11 protein-coding genes are annotated in these 20,679 nt (G+C 73.5%); all 11 read right to left on the minus strand.

Annotated elements, in window-relative coordinates; all coding sequences use genetic code 11:
- A complete protein-coding gene (locus tag AOQ53_RS18055) occupies nucleotides 1-1,047 on the minus strand; it encodes a GntG family PLP-dependent aldolase (protein ID WP_059418533.1) in 1,047 nt (348 codons plus the stop codon).
- Complete coding sequence (locus tag AOQ53_RS18060) at nucleotides 1,044-8,246, minus strand: amino acid adenylation domain-containing protein (protein WP_059418535.1); 7,203 nt, start codon at nucleotides 8,244-8,246, stop codon at nucleotides 1,044-1,046. Before AOQ53_RS18060 ends, AOQ53_RS18055 begins: the two co-directional genes overlap by 4 nt.
- Before the next feature lie 171 nt (nucleotides 8,247-8,417).
- Nucleotides 8,418-9,488: an ornithine cyclodeaminase family protein gene (locus tag AOQ53_RS18065; RefSeq protein ID WP_059418537.1), complete on the minus strand. Its 1,071-nt coding sequence runs from the start codon at nucleotides 9,486-9,488 to the stop codon at nucleotides 8,418-8,420.
- Nucleotides 9,489-9,531: 43 nt separating this feature from the next.
- Nucleotides 9,532-9,750: an MbtH family protein gene (locus tag AOQ53_RS18070; protein WP_059418539.1), complete on the minus strand. Its 219-nt coding sequence runs from the start codon at nucleotides 9,748-9,750 to the stop codon at nucleotides 9,532-9,534.
- Nucleotides 9,751-9,812: 62 nt separating this feature from the next.
- Nucleotides 9,813-13,310 (minus strand): non-ribosomal peptide synthetase, encoded by a 3,498-nt coding sequence (locus tag AOQ53_RS18075; protein WP_236711721.1) that lies wholly within the window; start codon nucleotides 13,308-13,310, stop codon nucleotides 9,813-9,815.
- A 5-nt stretch (nucleotides 13,311-13,315) separates the two neighbouring features.
- Nucleotides 13,316-13,672, minus strand: coding sequence for an MbtH domain protein (locus AOQ53_RS18080; protein WP_148640346.1), 357 nt, complete (start codon nucleotides 13,670-13,672; stop codon nucleotides 13,316-13,318).
- Nucleotides 13,665-15,971: an amino acid adenylation domain-containing protein gene (locus AOQ53_RS18085; RefSeq protein ID WP_059418544.1), complete on the minus strand. Its 2,307-nt coding sequence runs from the start codon at nucleotides 15,969-15,971 to the stop codon at nucleotides 13,665-13,667. Before AOQ53_RS18085 ends, AOQ53_RS18080 begins: the two co-directional genes overlap by 8 nt.
- Nucleotides 15,955-17,118, minus strand: coding sequence for a beta-methylarginine biosynthesis bifunctional aminotransferase (locus tag AOQ53_RS18090; RefSeq protein ID WP_059418547.1), 1,164 nt, complete (start codon nucleotides 17,116-17,118; stop codon nucleotides 15,955-15,957). The genes AOQ53_RS18085 and AOQ53_RS18090 overlap by 17 nt, the downstream gene beginning before the upstream one ends.
- On the minus strand, nucleotides 17,115-17,327 hold the full coding sequence (locus AOQ53_RS18095) for an MbtH family protein (RefSeq protein ID WP_059418549.1): 213 nt from the start codon (nucleotides 17,325-17,327) through the stop codon (nucleotides 17,115-17,117). Before AOQ53_RS18095 ends, AOQ53_RS18090 begins: the two co-directional genes overlap by 4 nt.
- Nucleotides 17,328-17,465: 138 nt before the next feature.
- The gene (locus tag AOQ53_RS18100; RefSeq protein ID WP_059418551.1) at nucleotides 17,466-19,712 is read right to left on the minus strand and encodes a pyridoxal-phosphate dependent enzyme; all 2,247 of its coding nucleotides are present in this window, start codon (nucleotides 19,710-19,712) and stop codon (nucleotides 17,466-17,468) included.
- Entirely contained in the window at nucleotides 19,702-20,679 is a 978-nt protein-coding gene (locus AOQ53_RS18105; protein WP_059418552.1) for a GHMP family kinase ATP-binding protein, read from the minus strand. Before AOQ53_RS18105 ends, AOQ53_RS18100 begins: the two co-directional genes overlap by 11 nt.

The following is a 20,679-nucleotide window of genomic DNA, read 5'->3' on the forward strand; positions in this document are numbered from 1 at the left end:
TCAGGCCTCCGCGCCCTGGGCGATGACGCGCCGCACGACGGTGAGGGCGGCGTCGATGTCGGCGCTGTCGACGCCGCGGTGGGTGACGGCGCGCAGCCGGCCGTGGCCCAGTTCGGCGATGGCCAGGCCCTGGCGGGCGGCCGCGTCGGCGAAGATCTGCCAGGTGAAGCCGGGGGCCGTCACGCGGAACATGACGATGTTGGTCTGTACGGCGTCGGGGTCTACGGTGATGCCGTCGATGTCGGCGAGGCCCTTGGCCAGGCGCAGGGCGTTGTCGTGGTCCTCGGCGAGGCGCTCGTAGTCGTCGAGCGCGACCAGCCCCGCGGCGGCCAGCAGACCGGCCTGGCGCATGCCGCCGCCGAGCATCTTGCGGACGCGGCGGACGCCGCGCACGAAGTCGGCGGAGCCCACCACCATCGAACCGATCGGCGCGGACAGGCCCTTGGACAGGCAGAACTGCACGGAGTCGGCGTACTGGGCCAGGTCGGCGGGCGGGCGGCCGAGCGCCACCGCCGCGTTGAAGATCCGCGCCCCGTCCAGGTGGACGCCGATACCGCGCTCGTCCGCCAGCTCCCGTACCTCGCGCTGGTACTCGAAGCTCAGCAGCACTCCGCCGCACCGGTTCTGGGTGTTCTCCAGACAGATCAGCGACGGGAGGGCGAACTGCGGGTCCTCCGGGTCGTCGGGGAACCCGGCCCGCAGGTCCGCCAGGGGCAGTGTGCCGTCGGGCCGGTTGACGACCGGTTCGTAGACGACGCCGCCGCACACCGAGGCGCCGCCCGCCTCGTAGACGTAGATGTCGCTCTCGGTGCCCACCAGGACCTTCGAGCCGCGTGGCGCGTGCGTCATGATCGAGGCCAGGTTGGCCATGGTGCCGCTCGGCATCAGGCAGCCGGCCTCCTTGCCGAGCAACTGGGCGGCCTTCTCCTCCAGTTCGCGGACGGTGGGGTCTTCGCCGTACACGTCGTCGCCCAGCCGGGCCTGGCCCATCGCGCGGAGCATGGCGGGGGTCGGCAGGGTGAAGGTGTCGCTGCGCAGCTCGATCATGCGGGTGTCTCCTGTTGCCGAGTCGTGAGGGCGGCACCGAGGTCGTCGGCGACGGCTTTGACGTGCGGGGGGCGCACGATGTCGTAGTGGTCGGCGGGCAGTTCGCGGACGACGGCCGGGCCCTGCCAGGACGCCGCCCAGCGGGCGGCCTCGTGTCCGGCCGCCGCGTCGGTGCCCTGGTAGAAGCGGACGGCGCCGGGGTAGGGGCGCGGCCGGTGGGTCGCGGCCAGCAGCCGGTTGTTGCGGAACACGGCGTAGTGGCGGGCGAGTCGGTGCCCGTCCGGGCCGCCGGGCCCGTCGTCGGGCCACGGGGTGTCGAGGTGCCGGGCGAGTGTCTCGACGGCCGCGTCGGTGCGGGCCGCCGCCGCGTGCGCCGCCAGCTGGGCGAGCAGGGCGGGGTCGGCGGGGCGGCCCGCCGAGCGCAGCACGTCCACGGCGAAGTCCCGCAGCAGCTCGGACTCCGGCGGGGCGGCCGTCGGGAAGCCGCTGTCGATGAGCGCGAGAACCGTGGCGGGTGTGCCGCGCTCGTGCAGGCGGCAGGCCATCTCCTGGGCGACCAGGCCGCCGAAGGACCATCCGGCCAGCGCGTAGGGGCCCTCGGGGCGCACGGCGAGCACGGCCCGCAGGCAGCGTTCGGCCAGTTCGGCGACGGAGGCGGGCAGGGCGTCGGCGTCGTCAAGGCCGGGCGCGGGCAGGGCGTACACCGGCTGGTCGTCGTCGAGGGCGGCGGTCAGGTCGCGGTAGCAGGTCACCCCCCCGCCGACGGGATGGACGAGGAACAGGGGCGTGCGGTGGCCGTGGCCGCGCAGCGTCGCGATGGGCGCGGCCGTGGCGTCGGCCGGGTCGGGGCGCTGCCGCAGCAGCGCGGCCTGCCGGGCGATCGTGGGGTGTTCGAGGACTGCGGAGACGCGCAGGGCGGCGCCGAACTCGACGTTGATCAGGGCGACGAGGCGGACGGCGGTGAGGGAGTGCCCGCCCAGGGCGAAGAAGTCGTCGTGCACGCCCACGTCCTGGGTGTCGAGCAGCCGCTGCCACAGCCGCACCAGGCGCTCCTCGTGCGGGTCGCGAGGGGCGGTGCGGGGCCCTTCGCCGCACACCGTCGCGGGCGGCTGCGGCAGCGCCGCGCGGTCGAGCTTGCCGCTGCCGGTGAGCGGCATGGCGGCCAGGCGCACCCAGGCGGTCGGCACCATCGGGGCGGGCAGCCGCTGGGCGAGATGGGCGGCCGCGTCGACAGCCGGGTCGAGGTCGGCGCCGGCGGCGGGTACGACGTAGCCGACGAGCCGCTCACCGCGCAGCACGACCGCGCACTCGGCGACGCCCGGGTGGGCGGCCAGCACGGCCTCGATCTCCTGCAGTTCGATGCGGACTCCGCGCAGTTTGACCTGGGAGTCGGTGCGGCCCCGGTACTCGAGGGTGCCGTCGGGCAGCAGGCGGGCCAGGTCGCCGGTGCGGTACATGCGCCGCCGCACGCCCGCGCGGTCGGTGTGTGTGACGAAGGCCCGCTCGGTCAGGTCGGGCCTGCCGTGGTAGCCGTCGGCGAGGCCGACGCCGCTGAGGTGCAGTTCACCGGTGACGCCGACGGGCACGGTGTGGCCGCGCGGGTCCAGGACGTGGGTCTGCATGTTGGCGATGGGGCGGCCGATCGGCACCACGGCGCGGCCGTCGTCGCGGCAGCGCCAGGCGGTGACGTCGACGGCGGCCTCGGTGGGGCCGTACAGGTTGTGCAGTTCGGCGTCCAGGACGGCGAAGAACCGGGTCTGCAGATCGTGCGGCAGTGCCTCACCGCTGCACACGACCCGGGTCAGGCCGGTGCACCGGCGGGCGGCGGGTTCCTCGACGAACGCCTGGAGCATGGACGGCACGAAGTGCACGGTCGTGATGTGCTCGGCGACGATCAACTCGGCGAGATGGGCGGGGTCGCGGTGGCCGCCGGGCCGGGCGTGCACCACGGTGGCCCCCGCGAGCAGCGGCCAGAACAGCTCCCACACCGACACGTCGAACGTGTACGGCGTCTTGTGCAGCACCCGCTCCCCTGCCGTGAGCCGGTACTCCTGCTGCATCCACAACAGCCGGTTGCAGATGGCCCGGTGGGAGACGACGACGCCCTTGGGGGTGCCGGTGGATCCCGACGTGAAGATCATGTAGGCGGGGTCGTCGGGAGTGTGCCCGCTCTCCTGCCGGACGGCGTCCGCCGGTTCGGCGTCCGGGCCCACCACCGTCACGCCGGGCACGGCGGCGAGCCGGTCACCACCGGCCGCGTCCGTGACGACCACGGTCAGGCCCGCGGCGTCCACGACCTGCCGGATGCGCCGGTCCGGGTGCTCGGCGTCCAACGGCACGTAGGCGGCACCGGCCTTGAGGACGGCGAGCAGGGCCACGGACAGATCGAGCGAGCGCTCCAGGAGGACACCGACGAACGTGCCGCGGGCCACGCCGCGCTCGCGCAGCGCGGCCGCCAGGCGCGCCGCCCGCTCGTCCAGGGCGCGGTAACTCAGCTCGGCCCCGTCGTGGCGCACCGCGGTCTCCTCGGGGCGCAGCCGCACCTGTTCGGCGACGAGGGCGTGCAGCAGGTGGGGGCGGTCGCCGTAGTCCCGCTCGGTGGCGTTCCAGGAGGCGATCAGCGCGTGCTCGGCGGGCGAGAGCAGATCCGCGTCCAGGTACGGGCTGTGCGGCGATCGGGCCATGGCCGCGAGGGCGGCGGCGTAGTGGCCGTGGAAGGCGGTGATCTGGTCGTCGTCGAACCGGGCGGCGTCGTAGCGCAGTCCGAGCGTGAGACGGCCGTCCCCGCTCGCGAGCGCGAACTCGGCACCGAAGGGGAAGTTCGTCGGCGCCTCCCCCTGGGCGTCCAGGACACTGACCGCGCCGTCGTACGCTCCGGTGCTCTCCACGTGGAAGTGCGTGAAGTTGAAGAACGTCTCGAAGAGTTCCGCGCCGCCGTGCAGCCGCATGATCTCCTGGAGCGGGAAGCGGCGGTGCGGCTGGATGTCGATGTCCTGGCGTGCGGTGCGCTCGATCAGGTCGATCCAGCTGCCGCCGGCCGAACGGGACCGCAGCGGCAAGGTGTTGAGGAAGACGCCCAGGGTCAGTTCGGCGTCGCGGTCCTCGCCGCGGCCGTTGTGGACGACGCCGGTGACCACGTCGTCGCTGCCGCCGAGCAGGCCCATGACGCGCAGGTGCGCGGCGAGCAGGACGGTGCGCAGCGGCACGTCGAGGCGGGCCGCGAGCGATGTGAGGGCGGCGGTCACCTCGGGGGCGACGGGGGCCTCGGCGAAGCGCATGTCGCTCGCCCGGTCCTGGCCCGTGGTGCGTACCGGGCGGGGCAGCCGGGTCGAGACGGCGTCCGCCAGCTCCCCGCGCCAGTAGGCGGCGCTGTCCTCGTCGGCGAGCGCGGCGGCCTCCAGGGCGACGTAGTCGCGGAAGCGGGCGGCGGGCGGGGCGGTGCCGGGGCCCGGGGCGCCGGTGAGCGCGGCGGCGTAGCGGGTGAGCAGCTCCGTGAACAGGGAGCGTTCGCTCCAGCCGTCGAGGATCGCGTGGTGCTCGGTGACGAACAGCTGCTGGGTGTCGTCGGACAGGCGCTGCACGTGGAAGCGGATCAGCGGGGCGTGCCGCCCGTCGAAGGGTTCGGCCTGTTCGTGGGCGGCGCGCCGGTCGATCGCCGCCTGCTGCTGGGCGGCGGTCAGGTGCGTGAGGTCCTCGAAGGTGACGGGAGCGCTCACCCGGTGGTGCACCTGCTGGACGGGCACGGAGCAGGTGTGCAGGTCGAAGGAGGTGCGCAGGATGTCGTGGCGGCCGATCGTCTCGTCGAGGGCGGTGCGCCAGGCGGCTTCGTCGAAGCGGGCGCGCAGCCGGTAGGCGGTGGTGTTGTGGTAGACGCCGGTGCCGCCGCGGGACAGACCGCTGTGGAACACCATGCCGAGCTGGGTGCGGGTCATCGGGTAGGCGTCGTCGAGGCCGGGCGGCAGCAGCGCCCGGTCGGCGGCGGACAGCAGGTCGAACGCCTCGGGGCGGCTGTCCTGTCCGCGCGGTCCGCGCACGGTGACGGAGCCGGCCAGGTTGCGGACCGTCTTCTTGTCCATCAGATCGGTGAGCTTGAAGTCGAGCCCTGCCTCGCGGGCGCGGGCCAGCAGCTGGATGCTGCGGATGGAGTCGCCGCCCAGGGCGAAGTAGCCGTCGTCGATGCCGACGCGGCAGCCGAGCACCTGCTCCCACACCTCGACGAGGGCACGTTCGACCTCGGTGCGCGGGGCGACGTACCGGGCGGCCGGCTCCCGGGCCACCCCGGGTGCGGGCAGCGCGTCGCGGTCGACCTTTCCGTTGGCGGTCAGCGGAAGGGCCGGCAGCACGGTGCAGGAGGCCGGGACCATGTAGTCGGGCAGCAGGGCGGCCAGGTGGTCGCGCAGCGCCTGCGCGTCGGTGGCGTCGGCGCCGGGCGCGGCGGCGTACGCGGCGAGATAGGGGTGGCCCGCGTCGTCGGTGCGCAGCAGCACCGCCGAGTCGACGACGGCGTCGTGGGTGCTCAACGCGGCCTCGATGTCGCCGAGTTCGATGCGGAACCCGCGCAGTTTGACCTGGCGGTCGATGCGGCCGCAGTACTCCAGGTCGCCGTCGGGCAGCGGGCGCACCAGGTCGCCGGTGCGGTACAACGGGCCGGTCGCGCCGGTGCCGGGCGGTGCGGGCACGAACCGCCGCGCGGTCAGCTCGGGCTGGTTCAGATAGCCGTCGGCCAGTCCCGCGCCGCCCACGTACAGCTCGCCGGGCACACCCGTGGGCACGGGGCGGCCGTGCCGGTCCAGGACGTACAGGCGCAGGTCGGGGATGGGCCTGCCGATGACACTGCCACGGCCCTCGTCCAGGTCGCGCAGGGTGATCGGACGGTAGGTCACATGCACGGTCGTCTCGGTGATCCCGTACATGTTGACCAGCCGCGGCGAGCTGTCGCCGTGCCGCTCGAACCAGTCGCGCAGGGCGGGCAGGTCCAGGGCCTCGCCGCCGAAGACGACCAGGCGCAGCGCGAGCGGGCGCGGGGTGTCCCGGTCGGTCCGCATCAGCTGGTAGAACGCCGACGGCGTCTGGTTGAGCACGGTCACCCGCTGCGCGCTCAGCAGCCGGTGGAACGCCTCGGGGTCGCGGCTGGTCTCGTAGGGCACCACCACGAGCCGCCCGCCGTGGGCGAGGGCGCCCCAGATCTCCCACACCGAGAAGTCGAAGGCGTAGGAGTGGAACAGCGTCCACACGTCCGTCGGCCCGAAGCCGAACCAGGGCTCGGTCGCGGAGAACAGCCGGGCGATGTTGCGGTGCGGGATCAGGGTGCCCTTGGGGCGGCCGGTGGAGCCGGACGTGTAGATGACGTACGCGAGGTCGTCGGCGGTGACGCCGCTGTCCGGGGCGGTGCGGGGCCGCGCGGCGACGGCGGCGGCGTCGCGGGCCGGGTCGACGACGTGCACGGGCAGCCCGTCCCACCAGCGCGGGACCCCGTCGCCGACGACCAGGGTGCGCACCCCGCTGTCGTCGGCCATGAAGCGCAGCCGGTCGGTGGGGTACGCCGGGTCGAACGGCACATAGGCGCCGCCCGCCTTCACGACGGCCAGGAGGGCGACGAGGAGGTCGGCGGTGCGGCGCATGCTCAGCCCCACCAGGGTGCCGGGGACGACGCCGGCCGCGCGCAGGTGGTGCGCCAACTGGTTGGCGCGCGCCTCCAGTTCGGCGTACGTGAGGTGCGTGTCGCCGTCGGCCACGGCGATCGCGTCGGGGGTGCGTGCCGCCCAGTCGGCGAACCGCTCGTGGCACAGCCGCGGCGGCGTGCCCGTCGACGCCGTCGACGAGGCCGCGTGGCGGGCGAGCTCGGTGTCGGTGAGCACCCGCAGCGTCGACACGGGACGGTCCGGGGCGGCGGCGACGGATTCCAGGAGCACCCCGTACTGCTCGGCGAGGAGCGCGATCGTCTCGGGACCGAACAGGTCGGCGCGGTACTCGAAGGCACACTCGATACCGGCCGGGGACTCGATCGCGTCCAGCATCAGGTCGAACTTGGCCTCGGAGAGCGTGACCGGCAGCCACTCGACGTCCACGCCGGGCAGCGTCCACTCCAGATCGCCCGACCGGTTCATCCCGAACATCACCTGGAACAGCGGTGAGGACTTGGGCCCCAGCCGGGCCCCCGCGAGCTCCACCAGCCGCTCGAAGGGCAGGTCCTGGTGGTCGTGCGCCTCCAGCACCCGGTCACGGACCCGGTCGAGCAGCTCCCTGAAGGTCGGATCGCCGGACAGGTCGGTGCGCAGCACCGTGGTGTTCACGAACAGGCCGACGGTCTGGGCGAACTCGTCACGGTTGCGGCCCGCGATGGGCGTGCCGACAAGGATGTCCTCGTCCCCGGTGTAGCGGCTCAGCAGCACGCTGAAGGCGGCGAGCAGCCCCATGAACGGGGTGGCGCCGGACCGCGCGCACAGTTCGGTCAGCCCCTGCGCCGCCCGGTCGGACAGCCGGAAGACATGGCTTCCGGCGCCGTCGGGTACGTCCTGGCGGCGCGGCCGGGGCGTGGGCAGCTTCAGGGTGGGCAGCTCACCCGAGAGCCGCTCGCGCCAGTACTCCTCCTGGCGGCGGGCAGCGGCGCACTCCAGCCACTCGTCCTGCCACGTGGAGTAGTCCGCGTACTGCACCTCGGGCGGCCGCTGGTCGTCCGGGGTGCCCGCGGTGCGAAGTGCGTAGCCGTGGGACAGCTCCTTGAGGAGGATGCCCGAGGACCAGCCGTCGGTGACGATGTGGTGCATGTCGAGCAGCAGCACCGACGAGCGCCGTGACCTGCGCAGCAGCGCGACGCGGAACAGCGGCCCGGTGTGCAGGTCGAAGGGGCGTGTGCTCTCCCGGCGCAGCCACCGGGCCACTTCCTCGTCGTCGTCCGCGTCGGCGGCCTCGTCCACCCGCCACGCCAACTCGGCTTGCACGCTGATGAGTTGGAGAACCCCGCCGTCGCGCACCGTGAACCGGGTGCGCAGCGCCTCGTGCCGGTCGAGCAGGCCCTGTGCGGCCTCGCGCAGGGCCCGCTCGTCGAGCTCGCCGGTGAGCGCGAAGAACAGCGGCACGTGGTAGGTGGAGGCGTCGCCCGCCAGTTCCTGTAGGAAGTACATGCGCTGCTGGGCCCGCGAGGCGGGGAAGACGTAGAAGTCCTCACCGCTGGCGCCGTCCGGCACGTCCGCGGCCACATCATCAAACTGGCTCGTACTCAACGGACTTGACCTCATCCTTTCACATGCGGGACTTTCGGCGGACGCCCTGGGGCCCGTCCGGCGGATCCTGCGGGAGTCGCGGGCTCTGGCCTGCACCGATCGATCGCGGTCACCCGAGTCCAGCCAGATCCGCCGGACAGACACGCCCTAGCCCGCGGTGGCCGGGGCGAGCCGGTCGCCGGCCGCCAGCGGCGGGTAGACCTCCAGCGCGTCCACCGGGTGGTACTCGATGTCGAGGCCGGTGCCGAGGCCCAGTTCGGTGGCCAGTTCGAGCAGGACGTCGAGGGCGACGTGGTCCTCCAGGGCGAACCCGGTGGAGTCGAAGACGGTGGTGCGCGCACGCTGGGCGTGGGCGGTGGCCGGGTCGGCGCACAGCTGCGGCAGACGGGCGCCGATGCCGTCCGCGCCGAGCTGCTGGCACTCTCCCTCGCGCAGCGCCTGCTCGACATGGTCGGTGCACACGAACGCCCGCGTCAGCAGCGAACGGGGCAGCTCGGTCTTGCCGGGCAGGTCCGCGCCGATGGCGTTGACGTGCAGGTGCTCGCGCAGGTCGACGTCGTCGAAGACGGGGCCCGCGCCGACCTCGACGGAGGTGGCGGTGCACAGGATGTCGGCGGAGGCCACCACGTCGGCCGCGGCGGCGGCCCGCACGTCGAGGCCGAGGAACCCCACGCGCTGCGGGAACGTGGCCAGATGCCCCGGGTTCACGTCATGCACCAGGACCTCACGGATGTCGAACACCCGGCTCAGGGCGTGCAGTTGGGTCACCGCCTGGGCGCCGGCGCCGATCAGGCCGACGACGCCGCTGTCGGGCCGGGCGAGCAGTCGGCTGGCCACAGCGGAGGCCGCGCCGGTGCGGATGGCGGTGAGCACCACGCCGTCGGCGAGCGCCGTCAGCCGGCCGGTGATGTCGTCGAAGCGGGCGACGGTGCCGAGGATGGTGGGCAGCGCGCAGTGCGCGGGGTTGCCCGGCGAGTAGGCGACGGTCTTGATGGTGACGCTGCTGCCGGGTTCATGGTGCGGCATCCACTCCAGGCAGCCCTCACCGTGGGCCTGTCTGGTGAATCCGCCGCGGGCGGGCGTGCTGCCGCCCGTGCCGTGGGCGAGCGCGGTGAACGCCGTGTCCAGGGCGTCGATGACGCGGTCCATCACCGCGTCGCGGCCGACGGTGCCGATGATGCGGGAGATGTCGTGGGCGTCCAGAACGAGGGTGGTCATGGGCTGGGCTCCGTGGGTGTCGGTGGGGCGGGCGGACGCGCGGTCAGCGCGGGGTGGTCTGCGGTGCCTCGACGAGCGAGCGGGGCCGCATGTCGGTCCACGCCCGCTCGACGTGGTCCAGGCACTCCTGGCGGCTCGCCTCGCCGAAGACCGGCTGCCAGCCGTCGGGGACGGCGGCGAAGGCCGGCCACAGGGAGTGCTGTCCCTCGTCGTTGACCAGGACGAGGAACGTGCCGTCGGTGTCGTCGAATGGGTTGGCCATGGTGCTGTGGTCTCCGCTCGGTGAGGGACAGGACAGGGCGGGACGGGAGACGGGGCGGCCGGTCAACCGCCCAACCGCGCGAACAGTTCCCTGACTTCGGCTTCCGTCATGGCCGCGACCCGCTCGGCCAGGAGCCGTTCCACGTCCAGCGCCAGGGCCTCGACGGTCGGGCTGCCGAAGACGGTCTTGAGCGGCAGTTCGACGCCGAAACACTGGTGGACGCGGGAGACGAGCCGGGTGGCCACCAGCGAATGGCCGCCCAGGGCGAAGAAGTTGTCGAGTGCGCCGACCTTGTCGACGCCCAGCAGATCGGCCCAGATCCGGGCGATGTTCTCCTGCACCGGCCCCTGGGGCGCCACGAACTCCAGGTCCGAGTGGTCGCGCAGCCGGTCCGGCTCGGGCAGCGCCCTGCGGTCGACCTTGCCGTTCGAGGTGAGCGGGAAGGCGTCCAGGACCAGCACGAACGAGGGGACCATGTAGTCCGGCAGCAGGTTGCCGACGTGGCGGCGCAGCGCCGTCGGCGTCGGTGCCTGCGCCGCGCCGGCCGCCACGACGTAGGCGACGAGCCGTTTGATCCCGGACGCCGACTCCTGGACGACGGTGAGGGCCTCCGTGACGTCCGGGTGCCGGGTGAGGACGGCGTCGATCTCGCCGAGTTCGACGCGCATGCCGCGGATCTTGACCTGGTGGTCGGTGCGGCCGACGAACATGAGGGTGCCGTCGGGGCGCCGGTAGCCGCGGTCGCCCGTGCGGTACATGCGCTCGCCGGGCGCGTACGGGCTGGGCACGAACGCCGCCGCCGTCCTGGCCGGGTCGCCGAGGTAGCCGCGGGCCAGGCCGACGCCGCCGATGTACAGGTCCCCGACGACACCCACCGGCACTTCCTGGTGGTGGGCGTCGAGCACGTGGATCTGGTTGTTGTCGAACGGCAGGCCCACGCTGACCGCGCCGGCCGTGTCGATGTCGGCGGCGGTGCAGGCGTGCGTGGTGGAGTCGATGGAGACCTCGGTGGCGCCCCAGGTGTTGTGCAGGGTGCCGGGCAGCGACTCCCCGTGGCGGCGCACCAGTTCACCGGAGAGCGCCTCGCCGCTGGAGACGGTGGTGCGCAGCGCGCTCAGCAGGGCGCGGGTGTCCGGGTCCAGGGCGTCGACGGTGTCGACGACCATCGCGAGCATGCTGGGCACGAGCTGAAGGTGGATGGTGCGGCTGCGGGTCGCGGCGTCGACGATCTCGCGCGGGTCGCGGTGCAGTTCGGGGTCGATCAGGGCGATGCGGCCGCCGTGCAGCAGCGGCCAGAAGATCTCCAGGGCCGCGTCGTCGAAGCTCAACGTGGTCTTGTGCAGGACGGTCTCGCCCGGGTGCAGGCGGTGCTGGCGCTGGAGGAACGCCATGCGGTTGACCCAGCCCCGGTGAGTGTTGGCCACGCCCTTGGGGCGGCCGGTGGAGCCGGACGTGTAGTACACGGACACCAGGTCGTCCGGGTGCACGGGTGCGTCGGGCGGCGTCGGGCCGTGGGCGTCGGTCGTCTCCCGGTCGGTGTCCAGGAACACCCGGTGGGTGACGTCCGGGACGCCGTCGCGGTGCCGTTCCAGGCTCAGACACCAGCGGGAGCGGGCGTCCTCGCTGATCGTCTCCAGGCGGTGGCGCGGCGAGGTGGGGTCCAGCGGCAGATAGGCGGCTCCCGCCTTGAGGATGCCGAGCAGCCCCACGACCATGTCGACGGAGCGGTCCATGCAGATGCCGACGACCGCGTCGGCGCCCACGCCCAGGGTCCGCAGGTGGCGGGCCAGCCGGTTGGCGCGGGCTTCCAGCGCACCGTAGGTCAGGTGCGTGTGGCCGTGGACGACGGCGACGGCGTCGGGGGTCCGTGCCGCCTGCTCCTCGACCAGGTGATGCAGGCAGGTCCCGTCGAGGAACGGCACGTCGGTCTCGTTCCAGGCGGCCAGCCGCCGGTGTTCGGCGGGCGACACCAGCGCGTACTGGGACAGCGGCCGGTGCGGATCGTCGAGGACGCCGGCCAGCAGCGTCCGGTAGACGTCGAGGAAGCGCTCCGCGGTATCCCGCGTGAACAGGTCGGTGTTGTACTCCAGTTCGCACTCCAGGGCACCGCCCGGCGCGACGGCCATGAACAGGGTCATCTCGAACCGCGCGGAGCCGTTCGGCACGTGCGCCAGCTCGACGTCCAGGCCGTCGAGGGCGAGCCTGCGGTCGAAGTCGTTCTGGTAGGCGAAGACCACCTGGGCCAGCGGCTGGTAGCCACTGTGGCCGCCGCCGACGACCCGGTTCACGATGCGGTCGAAGGGGATGTGGTCGTAGGCGGACGCGCGCCGCACCGCCGCCTCGACGCGGGCGGCGTGGGCGGCGAACGTGTCCTGCCCGTCGTACCCCGACCTGACCGGCATGGTGTTGACGAAGAAGCCGATCAGCCGTTCCAGGTCGGGGTGGTGGCGGCCCGCGACGGGCGTGCCGACGACGACGTCCGCCTCGCCGGTCCAGCGGTGCATCAGCAGCGTGAACACGGCCAGGGTCAGCGAGTACGTCGACACCCCGCACCGCCGGGCCACGTCGGCGATCCGCGCGGAGGTGGCGGCGTCCAGGTCGTGCAGCACGGCGTCGCCGCGCGTGGACAGGACGTCGCCGCGCGGCAGGTCGGTGCGCAGCGCCGGGGCGTCGGGCGCCCCGCGCAGTTCCTCCTCCCAGAAGCGCAGCCCGCGCTCCAGGTCCTCGCCCACCGTGCGCCGCTCCCAGGCGGCGTAGTCGGAGAACCGGACGGGCAGCGCTTCGGCGTCGCCGGCGGGGCCGTCGCCGCGGGCCTGCCGGTAGCCGGCGCTCAGCTCTTCGAGGAAGACGGTGTTGGACCAGCCGTCGGTGACGATGTGGTGGAGCGTGAACAGCAGCGCCCACTCGTCGTCGCCGATGCGGAAGGCGTGGCCGCGCACCAGCGGCGCCGCCGTCAGGTCGAAGGGGCGGCGGATCGTGGTGCGCAGCGTCTCGCGCAGCCACGGCTCGCCGCCCTCGGCGTACGCGGCGCGCAGGTCCTGTACGTCGAGGGCACAGACCACGTCCTCCCGCACCAGCAGGACGGGCGTCTCACCGTCGTCGCCCGCCGCGACCTGGGTGCGCAGCGGCTCGTGCCGGTCCACCACTTCCTGGAGCACCGCCTGCAGCGCCGCCGTGTCCAGTGCTCCGCGCACCCGGTAGGAGAGCGGCTCGTTGTAGGCGGGGTCCGACGGGTCGAGGAGGTGCAGGAACCACAGCCGCTCCTGGGCGTGCGACAGCGGAACGGGGCGCTGACTGTCGACGCGCTCGATCGGCTCTGGCGCGGCCGACTGCTCGGGCGTCCGGGTGAGGCGCTCGGCCAGGGCGGCGGCGGTGCGGCCCTCGAAAAGCCACGGCAGCGGCACGTTCTGCCCGAACTCGCCGCGCACCCGCATGATGAGGCGGGCGGCGAGCAGCGAGTCACCGTAGTCGAAGAAGCTGTCGTCGGGGCCGAGCCCGGGCATGCCGAGCACATCGCGGAACAGGTCCGTCAGCCGTGCCTGTACGGCGTCGGCGGTCATGCTGCTCACACCGTCTCCTGAGTCGAACGTCGCGAAACCCGCAGCCTTCCGGTCCCCCGGCGCGTGGCCAGGTCGACGTCGGCCGTGCAGCGCAGGGGCGTCTCGTCGAGCGTCAGCTCGCCCTCCAGGTGCAGCCGCCCGGTACCGGCCGTGAAGTCGGCGTCGTCCACGGCGGTGCGGTCGGGGTCGAGGGCGACGTCGAGCGTGGTGTCGCCGCGGGGCCCCTCGAAGGTCAGCGGGACGGTGCGCAGGCGGGTGATGCGGGTGTGCAGCTCGGCCGCGGAGAGCCGGGCGTCACCGAGGACGACCGGGCTGTCGGCTGCGCTGAGCCGGGTCACCGGTGGCGATGTGCGGTCACTCATGCGGTTCCACCCCTCGGGCGAGCTGTTTACGGTCGACCTTGCCGTTGGGCGTCAACGGCAGCGTGTCCACGGGGATCAGGCGCTTGGGCACCATGTACGACGGGAGCCGGGCGGCGAGTTCGGCCGTGGCCCGCTCGGCGTCGAAGTCCTCGGCGCACTCGACGAACCCGACGAGCCGGTCGGCGCTCGCCGACCGCACCGGCAGGACGGCGGAGCGGCGCACACCCGTCACCGCGTCCAGGGCGGCCTCGATCTCGGCCGGTTCGATGCGGTAGCCGCTGATCTTGAGCTGGTCGTCGACCCGGCCGAGAAAGACCAGACGTCCGTCCGGCGCCACCCGGCCGAGGTCGCCGGTGCGGTACATGCGGGCGCCGGGCCGGTTCGAGAACGGGTCGGGCAGGAAGGCACGGGCGGTGTGCGCCGGGTCGCCCGCGTATCCGCGCCCGACGCCGGGGCCGCCCAGGTAGATCTCACCGACCAGTCCCGGCGGCAGCAGCTTCTGCTCCGGCGACAGGACGTAGACGGTGCCCGAGCCGGCCGGGCGGCCCAGGCACACCCGCGCGTCGCGGTGCACGTCCGCCTCGACGGAGCCGATGGAGCACTCGGTGGCGCCGTAGACGCTGACCGCGTGCACACGCGCCTGCCGCAGCGTGTCCCACAACTGCGCGCCGGGTTTCTCACCGCCGAAGACGAGCAGCTTCAACGGGGTCTGCAGCAGACCGAATTCGACGAGCAGCACCAGCTGCGAGGGGGCGCAGTCGACGACGTCGAGTTCGGTGCCGGGGGCGCGGGTCAGGAAGCTGCCGGGGTCGCGCCGCTGCATCTCGTCGAAGAGCACGAGACGGTGCCCGAGGGTGATCATGGGCAGCATCTGGTCGATGAACGAGTCGAAGGTGACGGGGGCGGCCCCGCCGACCCGCAGCCCGCTCCCGTCCGGGCTCACGCGCCGGTACACGGGCGCGAGTTGGGTGTGCACGTGCTCGGCCAGGCCCAGGTGGTCGATGAGGACACCTTTGGGGTTTCCGGTGGAGCCCGAGGTGAACACGGCGTAGGCCAGCTGCCGGGGCAGCGGCCGCGCGTACGCGGGCACCTCCCCGGGCTCGGTGTCGTCGGTCACCGCGACGACCGGCGGGCCAAGGCGTGCCGCCGCCTCCTGGTGGGCGGCGTCGGCGACGACCAGCCGTACGCCGGCGAGCGCGAGCTTCTGCTGCGTACGACGCTCCGGCTCGCCGGGGTCGACCAGCAGGAAGGCCGCGCCGGCCGCCCAGATCCCCAGTACGGCGGCCACCAGCTCGCCGGTGCGCTCGGTCAGGACGGCCACGGCGGTCTCGGCACCGGCGCCCCGGGACTCGAGGCGGGCCGCGAGACGGCGGGCCCGTACGTCCAGGTCGGCGAAGGTCAGCTCGCCGTCGGGAGCTTCGACCGCGATCGCGTCCGGCCACTGCCTGACCGCTGCCGCGAACATCTCCTGCACCGGCACGAACGTGTCGCCCTCGTCATCGTCGCGGCACACCGTGTCGAGCAGCGCCTCGCGGGTGCCCGCCGACATCAGGGCGTCCGCCCCGGCGCCGGGGCGGACGCCGCCCGTCGCGGCCAACGGCAGCACTCCGCTCGCCGCCGCGATCAGGTCGCCGAGCAGCGGCTCCGGGTCGGCGGCGAGCCGCTGTGTCGCCCGGTCGAGTACGTCGAGGAGTTCGGCGGCGGCCGTGGCGGACAGCGCCTCGGGCACCGCCTCGACGACGAACCGCGGTGCGGCGTCCCCTCGCACGCGCAGCGCCACCGGGGTACCCGGCCCGTCCGCGGGCTCCGACGAGACGATGCTGTCGAAGAGTTCGCCGTCGCCGCCGACGGCCCAGCGCCGGATGTCCTCGGGCCCCACGCCGAGGTGGCGCCGCGCCTCCCGCCGCTGGGCGCTCAGCTCCCGCAGCCATGCGGACACCGGGCGCCCGGCGGGGAGCCGCACCCGCAGCGGCACCGCTTCCCCGCCCGCGGTGACGTGGCCGAACACCACGTCGTCACGGCCCGACCGCAGGGCGAGCGCCACGGCCCAGACGCCGTCGGCCAGCGTGTCGGGGGCGACACCCCAGCGTTCGGCGGCGGCCGTGAGGCGGGCGGCCCGCCGCGAGCCGAGCGTCAGGGCGTACTCCACGTACTCCACGTACTCCATGGGCGCCCCGGCGGCCTGCGCGCCGTCGGCACGGCGGGCCGCCGGGAAGGCGCGTTCGCGGGTGGCGAGTCCCGTGAAGGCGTCCTGCCAGTACCGCTTCGCCGCCTCGCGCCCGTCAACGGCTACCGACATGAGCGACCTTTCCTTTCGCCTCGTGGGTGCGCCAGTCGTCGAGCGCCTCGTGCAGCGCGGTGAGGGCCCGCCGCATCCGCTCGGCGGGGATGCCGGTGGGGAACCGGATGTGCCCGCGCACCACGGGGACGTAGTTCGCCGAGGTGGTGAGCACCAGGTGGTGCCGCTCAAGGGCGAAGTCGGCGAACCGCTCGATGTCGGCGACGCGCAGGTCGAGCCAGAGCTGGGTGCCGCCCGGCGGCAACGACCCGGCCCCGCCCGTCTCCCGGGCGTGGTCGAGCGCGGCGGCCCGCCCCGCCCGTACCCCTTCGACCAGCTCGGCGTTGCCGCGGTCGATCGCGGCCACCGCGTCCAGCTGGGCCCGCCCGTTGACGGCCACCGCCTCCCATTCGAGGCGCGGCACGAGCCGGGCGATGTTCTCCTGGGCGGCCACGATCCAGCCCACCCGGTCGCCGGGGCGCCCGTAGTTCTTGGAGACGGAGTTGACGATCGTCAGCCCCCCCTCCTCGACGGCGAGGTCGACCGGGGTGGGGCAGCGGTCGGGGCCGAAGTCGAAGGAGTCGTACACGGCGTCGTAGACCACGTGCACGTCGGGCCGGGCGGCCAGGGCGCGCAGCACGTCGACGTACTCGTGGCGCAGCACCTCGCCGGTCGGGTTGTGCGGCAGGTTGACGTAGACGACGGTCGGCTCGGTGAACTCGCCCTCCAAGACGGCGAGATCGTGTGCCGTGCTGGTCAGCTGGAGCGCCTTCGCGCGCATTCCGGCCGCCCTCATGCTGTCGTACACCCCGCAGAAGACCGGGGTGGTGTGCACCGCCTTGCGGAATCCGCGCGCGGCCAGGTCGCGCAGGACCAGGCCCACGGCGTGCATGCCGCCCGCGGTGACGAGCACGTGGGACTCGTCGACCAGGCGGCTCGCGGACACCTCGTGCTCCCGCTTGACCAGCGCCTCCGTCAGCCGCGGGTGGCCCTGGGAGGGGGCGTAGCCGAAGGGCGCGCCGGGGTGGTCGGTGTGGGTCGTCGTGGCCTGCGGGGACGCCGTGCGCGGCCACTCGGGCACGTTCTCGACCAGCACGAGCCAGTCCTCGCCGGGCCGTGACTCGGCGATGTTCAGGCGCCGTTGCAGCGCGGAGAGCTGCGGGGTCACGTCGCCTCCCCGTGCCGCTCGCGCAGGCTGCGCGGCCGCATGTCGGTCCACACCTCGGCGACCTTGCCGAGACACTCGTCCCGGGTGCCGCTGTGCCCGGTGGCGTTCCAGCCGGCGGGCAGCGGCCTGCCCTCCTGCCAGATCGAGTACTGCTCCTCGTCGTTGACGACGACGTGGAAGCGTTCCTGCGGCTCGTCTGTCTGCTGCACACCCAGCCCCTTTCCGTCGGCCCTGAGTTCGTCGGCGGTCGTCGGCGCGCGCGCCGACGGGGTACGTCGAGGCGGACGCCGACGGGTTCGTCAGCGGGTCTCGGCACCCTTTGCGGGAAGCGGGCCTCGCGCCCGCGCTCACCGGAAGCGGATCTCGCCCTCGGCGGCGTCGAGGATCTTCTCGATCTCGTCGGGGCGTTCGGCCGTCGCGATGATGTGGCCGAGCCGTCCGTAGGCGTCCGTCGCGGGCCGCACCTCGGCGCCCGGCCGTGCTGTCACCGTCACCCGCTCCACCCCGGCGATCGCGGCGGCCCGCTCGACGCCCTCGACGGCGGCGAGCCGTACGGCCTGGTCCGCCATCAGGAACCGGATGCCGCCCTGCCGGGTGAACTGGGCTTCCAGGCGCGGCTGTTGACCGGTCGCGGCGCGCACCTGCTGTTCCAGCAGCGAGGTGCCGGTGGCGAGCCGGATCATCTCCGGGATCATGCCGCCGGCCAGCCGCGGGTTGATCTCGATGATCACCGGCCCGTCCGGCAGCAGCCGCACCTCGGTGTGGGTGGGCCCGAACCGGATGCCCGCCGCGGTGAGCGCGGCGCGCACGGTGCGCTCCAGCTCGGCGGCGACCGATGCGGCGACCGGCGCCGGGAAGAGGTGCTGCTGCTCGACGAAGTGCGGGGTGCCGGTGACCGTCTTGGCGGTGACGCCGACACAGTGGTGGTGGCCCTCGGTGCTGAACATCTCGACGCTGAACTCCGGCCCGTCGGCGAGCTGTTCGACCAGGGCCGTACCGGCCATGGGCAGTCCGCGCGCGTTCACCGTCCGCTTCAGGATGTGCTCGACGTGTGCGGTGGCCTGCTCGGCGGTGGTGCAGCGCAGTACGTCGGTGGAGCCGGAGTCGTCGGCGGGCTTGACCACGCACGGCAGGCCCACGTCGGCCACGGCCGCCGCGGTGGCGGCGGCGTCGCGCACCGCCACGAACCGGGGCTGGCGCACTCCCGCCCGGTCCAGCGTCTCGCGCAGCCGGGCCTTGTCCCGGCAGATCCGCACGGCCTCGGGCGGATTGCCGGGAGCGCCCAGCCAGGTGGCGAGTTCGGCTACGGCGGGCACGTAGAAGTCGCTGGTGGTCGTCACTCCGGCGATCTGGTCGCGGCGGAAGCGGGCCTGCACCGTCTCGCGCAGCGCGGGCAGCGTGTTCGTGTCGCACACGATGATCTCGCTGCCGGTGTCGGCCAGTCCCGCGTACCGCTCGGGGTCGTTGGTGAGGAACACCGGGGTGTAGCCCATCTCGCGGGCCAGGCCCAGGGCGGCCATGCCCGTGCCCGTGGTGTTCGACTCGACGAAGAGGAGGGTGCGCGGGGTGGGCCGGGCGTCCGCGAGCAGGGCCCGCGACCAGGCGTGCACCTCGGTGCCGTACGTGACCTGCGTGGGCTGCTCGGCGCGTTCGAGTCCGGTGAGCCGGTGCTGCTGCCAGTGGTCGTCGCTGTAGACGGTCTCGGCGTAGCGGTCACCGCGGTCGGGAAAGATGCCGACGACGCGGCGGCCCGGCTCGCTGGTGCGGGCCAGGTACCGCAGCACCTGGTAGACCGACCCGGAGGTGTTCCCGGCGAAGATCTGCTGGTCGCGGGCGAGTTCATGGGTCGCGGCGAACGCCTCGTGGTCGTTGAGCCAGTGCACCTCGTCCAGCAGGGACGCGTCGAGGTTGGCGGGCTGCAGGCTGTTGCCGAGGCCGCTCTGCAGTCGTCCGGGCCGGTCGGGCTGGCCGAACAGGGCGCTGCCGACGCAGTCCACGCCGACGACGTACAGGTCGGGGTTGTGGCGGCGCAGCGCGCGGGCCGTGCCGCACAGCGAGCCGCCGCTGCCGACGGAGCCGACCAGTACGTCGACGGTGCCGAGGTCCGTGACGAGTTCCTGGGCGAGTTCACGGTAGGCGCCGGGGTTGTCGGGGTTGCTGTACTGCTGCGGCCAGAACGCGCCGGGCAGATCCGCTCTGAGCTGTTCGAGGCGCTCGATGCGGGCGCTCTGCCAGCCGTGGCTGGACATGCGCTCCACGACGTGGACCTCGCAGCCCAGCGCCCGCAGTTTGGCGAGGGTGATGGTGTCGATCCGCGGGTCGGTGACGATGTGCACCGGGTGTCCCAGGGAGCGTCCGACCAGGGCGATGCCCAGGGCCATCGTCCCCGACGAGCTCTCGATCACGGGGGCGCCCGGCCGCAGCACGCCGAGGCGTCGGGCCTCCAGCAGCATGCTGCGGGCGACCCGGTCCTTCATGGCGAACGGGTTGTGCATCTCCAGCTTGGCGCACACCTCCACACCGGGGGCGGCGTCCAGCTTCAGTCGCACCAGCGGCGTCGAACCGATGGCGTCGTGCATGGCATCAAAGAACATCGCCGTTCTCCTCGGTCGCGGGGTGCGGCGCGGTCGTGCCGGGCGCGTAGTGGTAGAGGGAGCTGGTGCCGCCCAGGCGGGCGCAGTGAGCGCGCAGGTGGACGGTCTTGCTCTCCAGTTCCGGGTCGTCGCCGGCGAGGAGGACACCGAGCATGGTGCCGCTGTGCGCGATGACGACGCCGAGCCCGTCGGCTTCCTCGCAGGCCCGCCGCAACGGCGCGAACGCGGCCCGCGGTCGGGTGCGCACGTGCAGTTCGGCGCTGCGGGTGGCCACGCGGCCCACGGTGCGCAGGTCGTGAGCGGCGACGGCGGCGGTCAGGGTGTCGAGCAACTGCCCGTACTCGGCCCGCGCTCGGGCGAGCACGGGGGTGTCGTGCCGGTTGTAGGTGACGGTGTCGACCTGGCCGCCCTCGTCGTAGCCGACGACCACGAGACGGGGCAGGTGACCGAGGCGCCGGTGCAGGCGCACCTCGCGGTGCAGGAAGGCCACGATCTCGTCGTGCATGACCCCGTCGGACGGCTCCACCTCGCGCAACAGCGATTCGACCGTCGCGGCGGGGAAGGTCACGCCGAAGGCGTCGGCGACCGCGCGCACGGAGGCGACGAGGTCCGCCGACGAGCTGGCGAGACCCTTGCCCTCGGGCAGTTCGCTGGTGAGCAGCAGCCGTCCGCCGCCGGGCCGGCCGAGCTCCTTGAGCGCGAGTGCGGCCGCGTGCGCCGACTTCTGTTTGCGTGGCGCGTCGACCGTGATGCCACCGGCGTCGTCGGCGTAGCGGAACCGCGCGGTGCTGCCGGCGGTGATCGGCAGCGTCACGAGGAAGTGCCGGTGATCCGGCAGGACCCCTTGGAGCAGTTCACCGAAGGTGCCCACCGCAGACCCGGTGCCGACCGGCAGGGCCGCCTGCGCGGCCCAGGTCGTGGCCGGCGGCGCGTGTGCCGTCCCCTCGTCTATCGTGTCCCCCCGCAT

Origin of the sequence: Streptomyces azureus (assembly GCF_001270025.1) — a bacterium.
GTDB classification, from domain to species: Bacteria; Actinomycetota; Actinomycetes; order Streptomycetales; family Streptomycetaceae; genus Streptomyces; species Streptomyces azureus.

Coding starts and splice junctions, on each gene's coding strand:
- AOQ53_RS18055 (WP_059418533.1), bottom strand. CDS start 1,047: ATGATCGAGCTGCGCAGCGACACCTTCACCCTGCCGACCCCCGCCATG.
- AOQ53_RS18065 (WP_059418537.1), bottom strand. CDS start 9,488: ATGACCACCCTCGTTCTGGACGCCCACGACATCTCCCGCATCATCGGC.
- AOQ53_RS18070 (WP_059418539.1), bottom strand. CDS start 9,750: ATGGCCAACCCATTCGACGACACCGACGGCACGTTCCTCGTCCTGGTC.
- AOQ53_RS18075 (WP_236711721.1), bottom strand. CDS start 13,310: ATGACCGCCGACGCCGTACAGGCACGGCTGACGGACCTGTTCCGCGAT.
- AOQ53_RS18080 (WP_148640346.1), bottom strand. CDS start 13,672: ATGAGTGACCGCACATCGCCACCGGTGACCCGGCTCAGCGCAGCCGAC.
- AOQ53_RS18085 (WP_059418544.1), bottom strand. CDS start 15,971: ATGTCGGTAGCCGTTGACGGGCGCGAGGCGGCGAAGCGGTACTGGCAG.
- AOQ53_RS18100 (WP_059418551.1), bottom strand. CDS start 19,712: ATGTTCTTTGATGCCATGCACGACGCCATCGGTTCGACGCCGCTGGTG.
- AOQ53_RS18105 (WP_059418552.1), bottom strand. CDS start 20,679: ATGCGGGGGGACACGATAGACGAGGGGACGGCACACGCGCCGCCGGCC.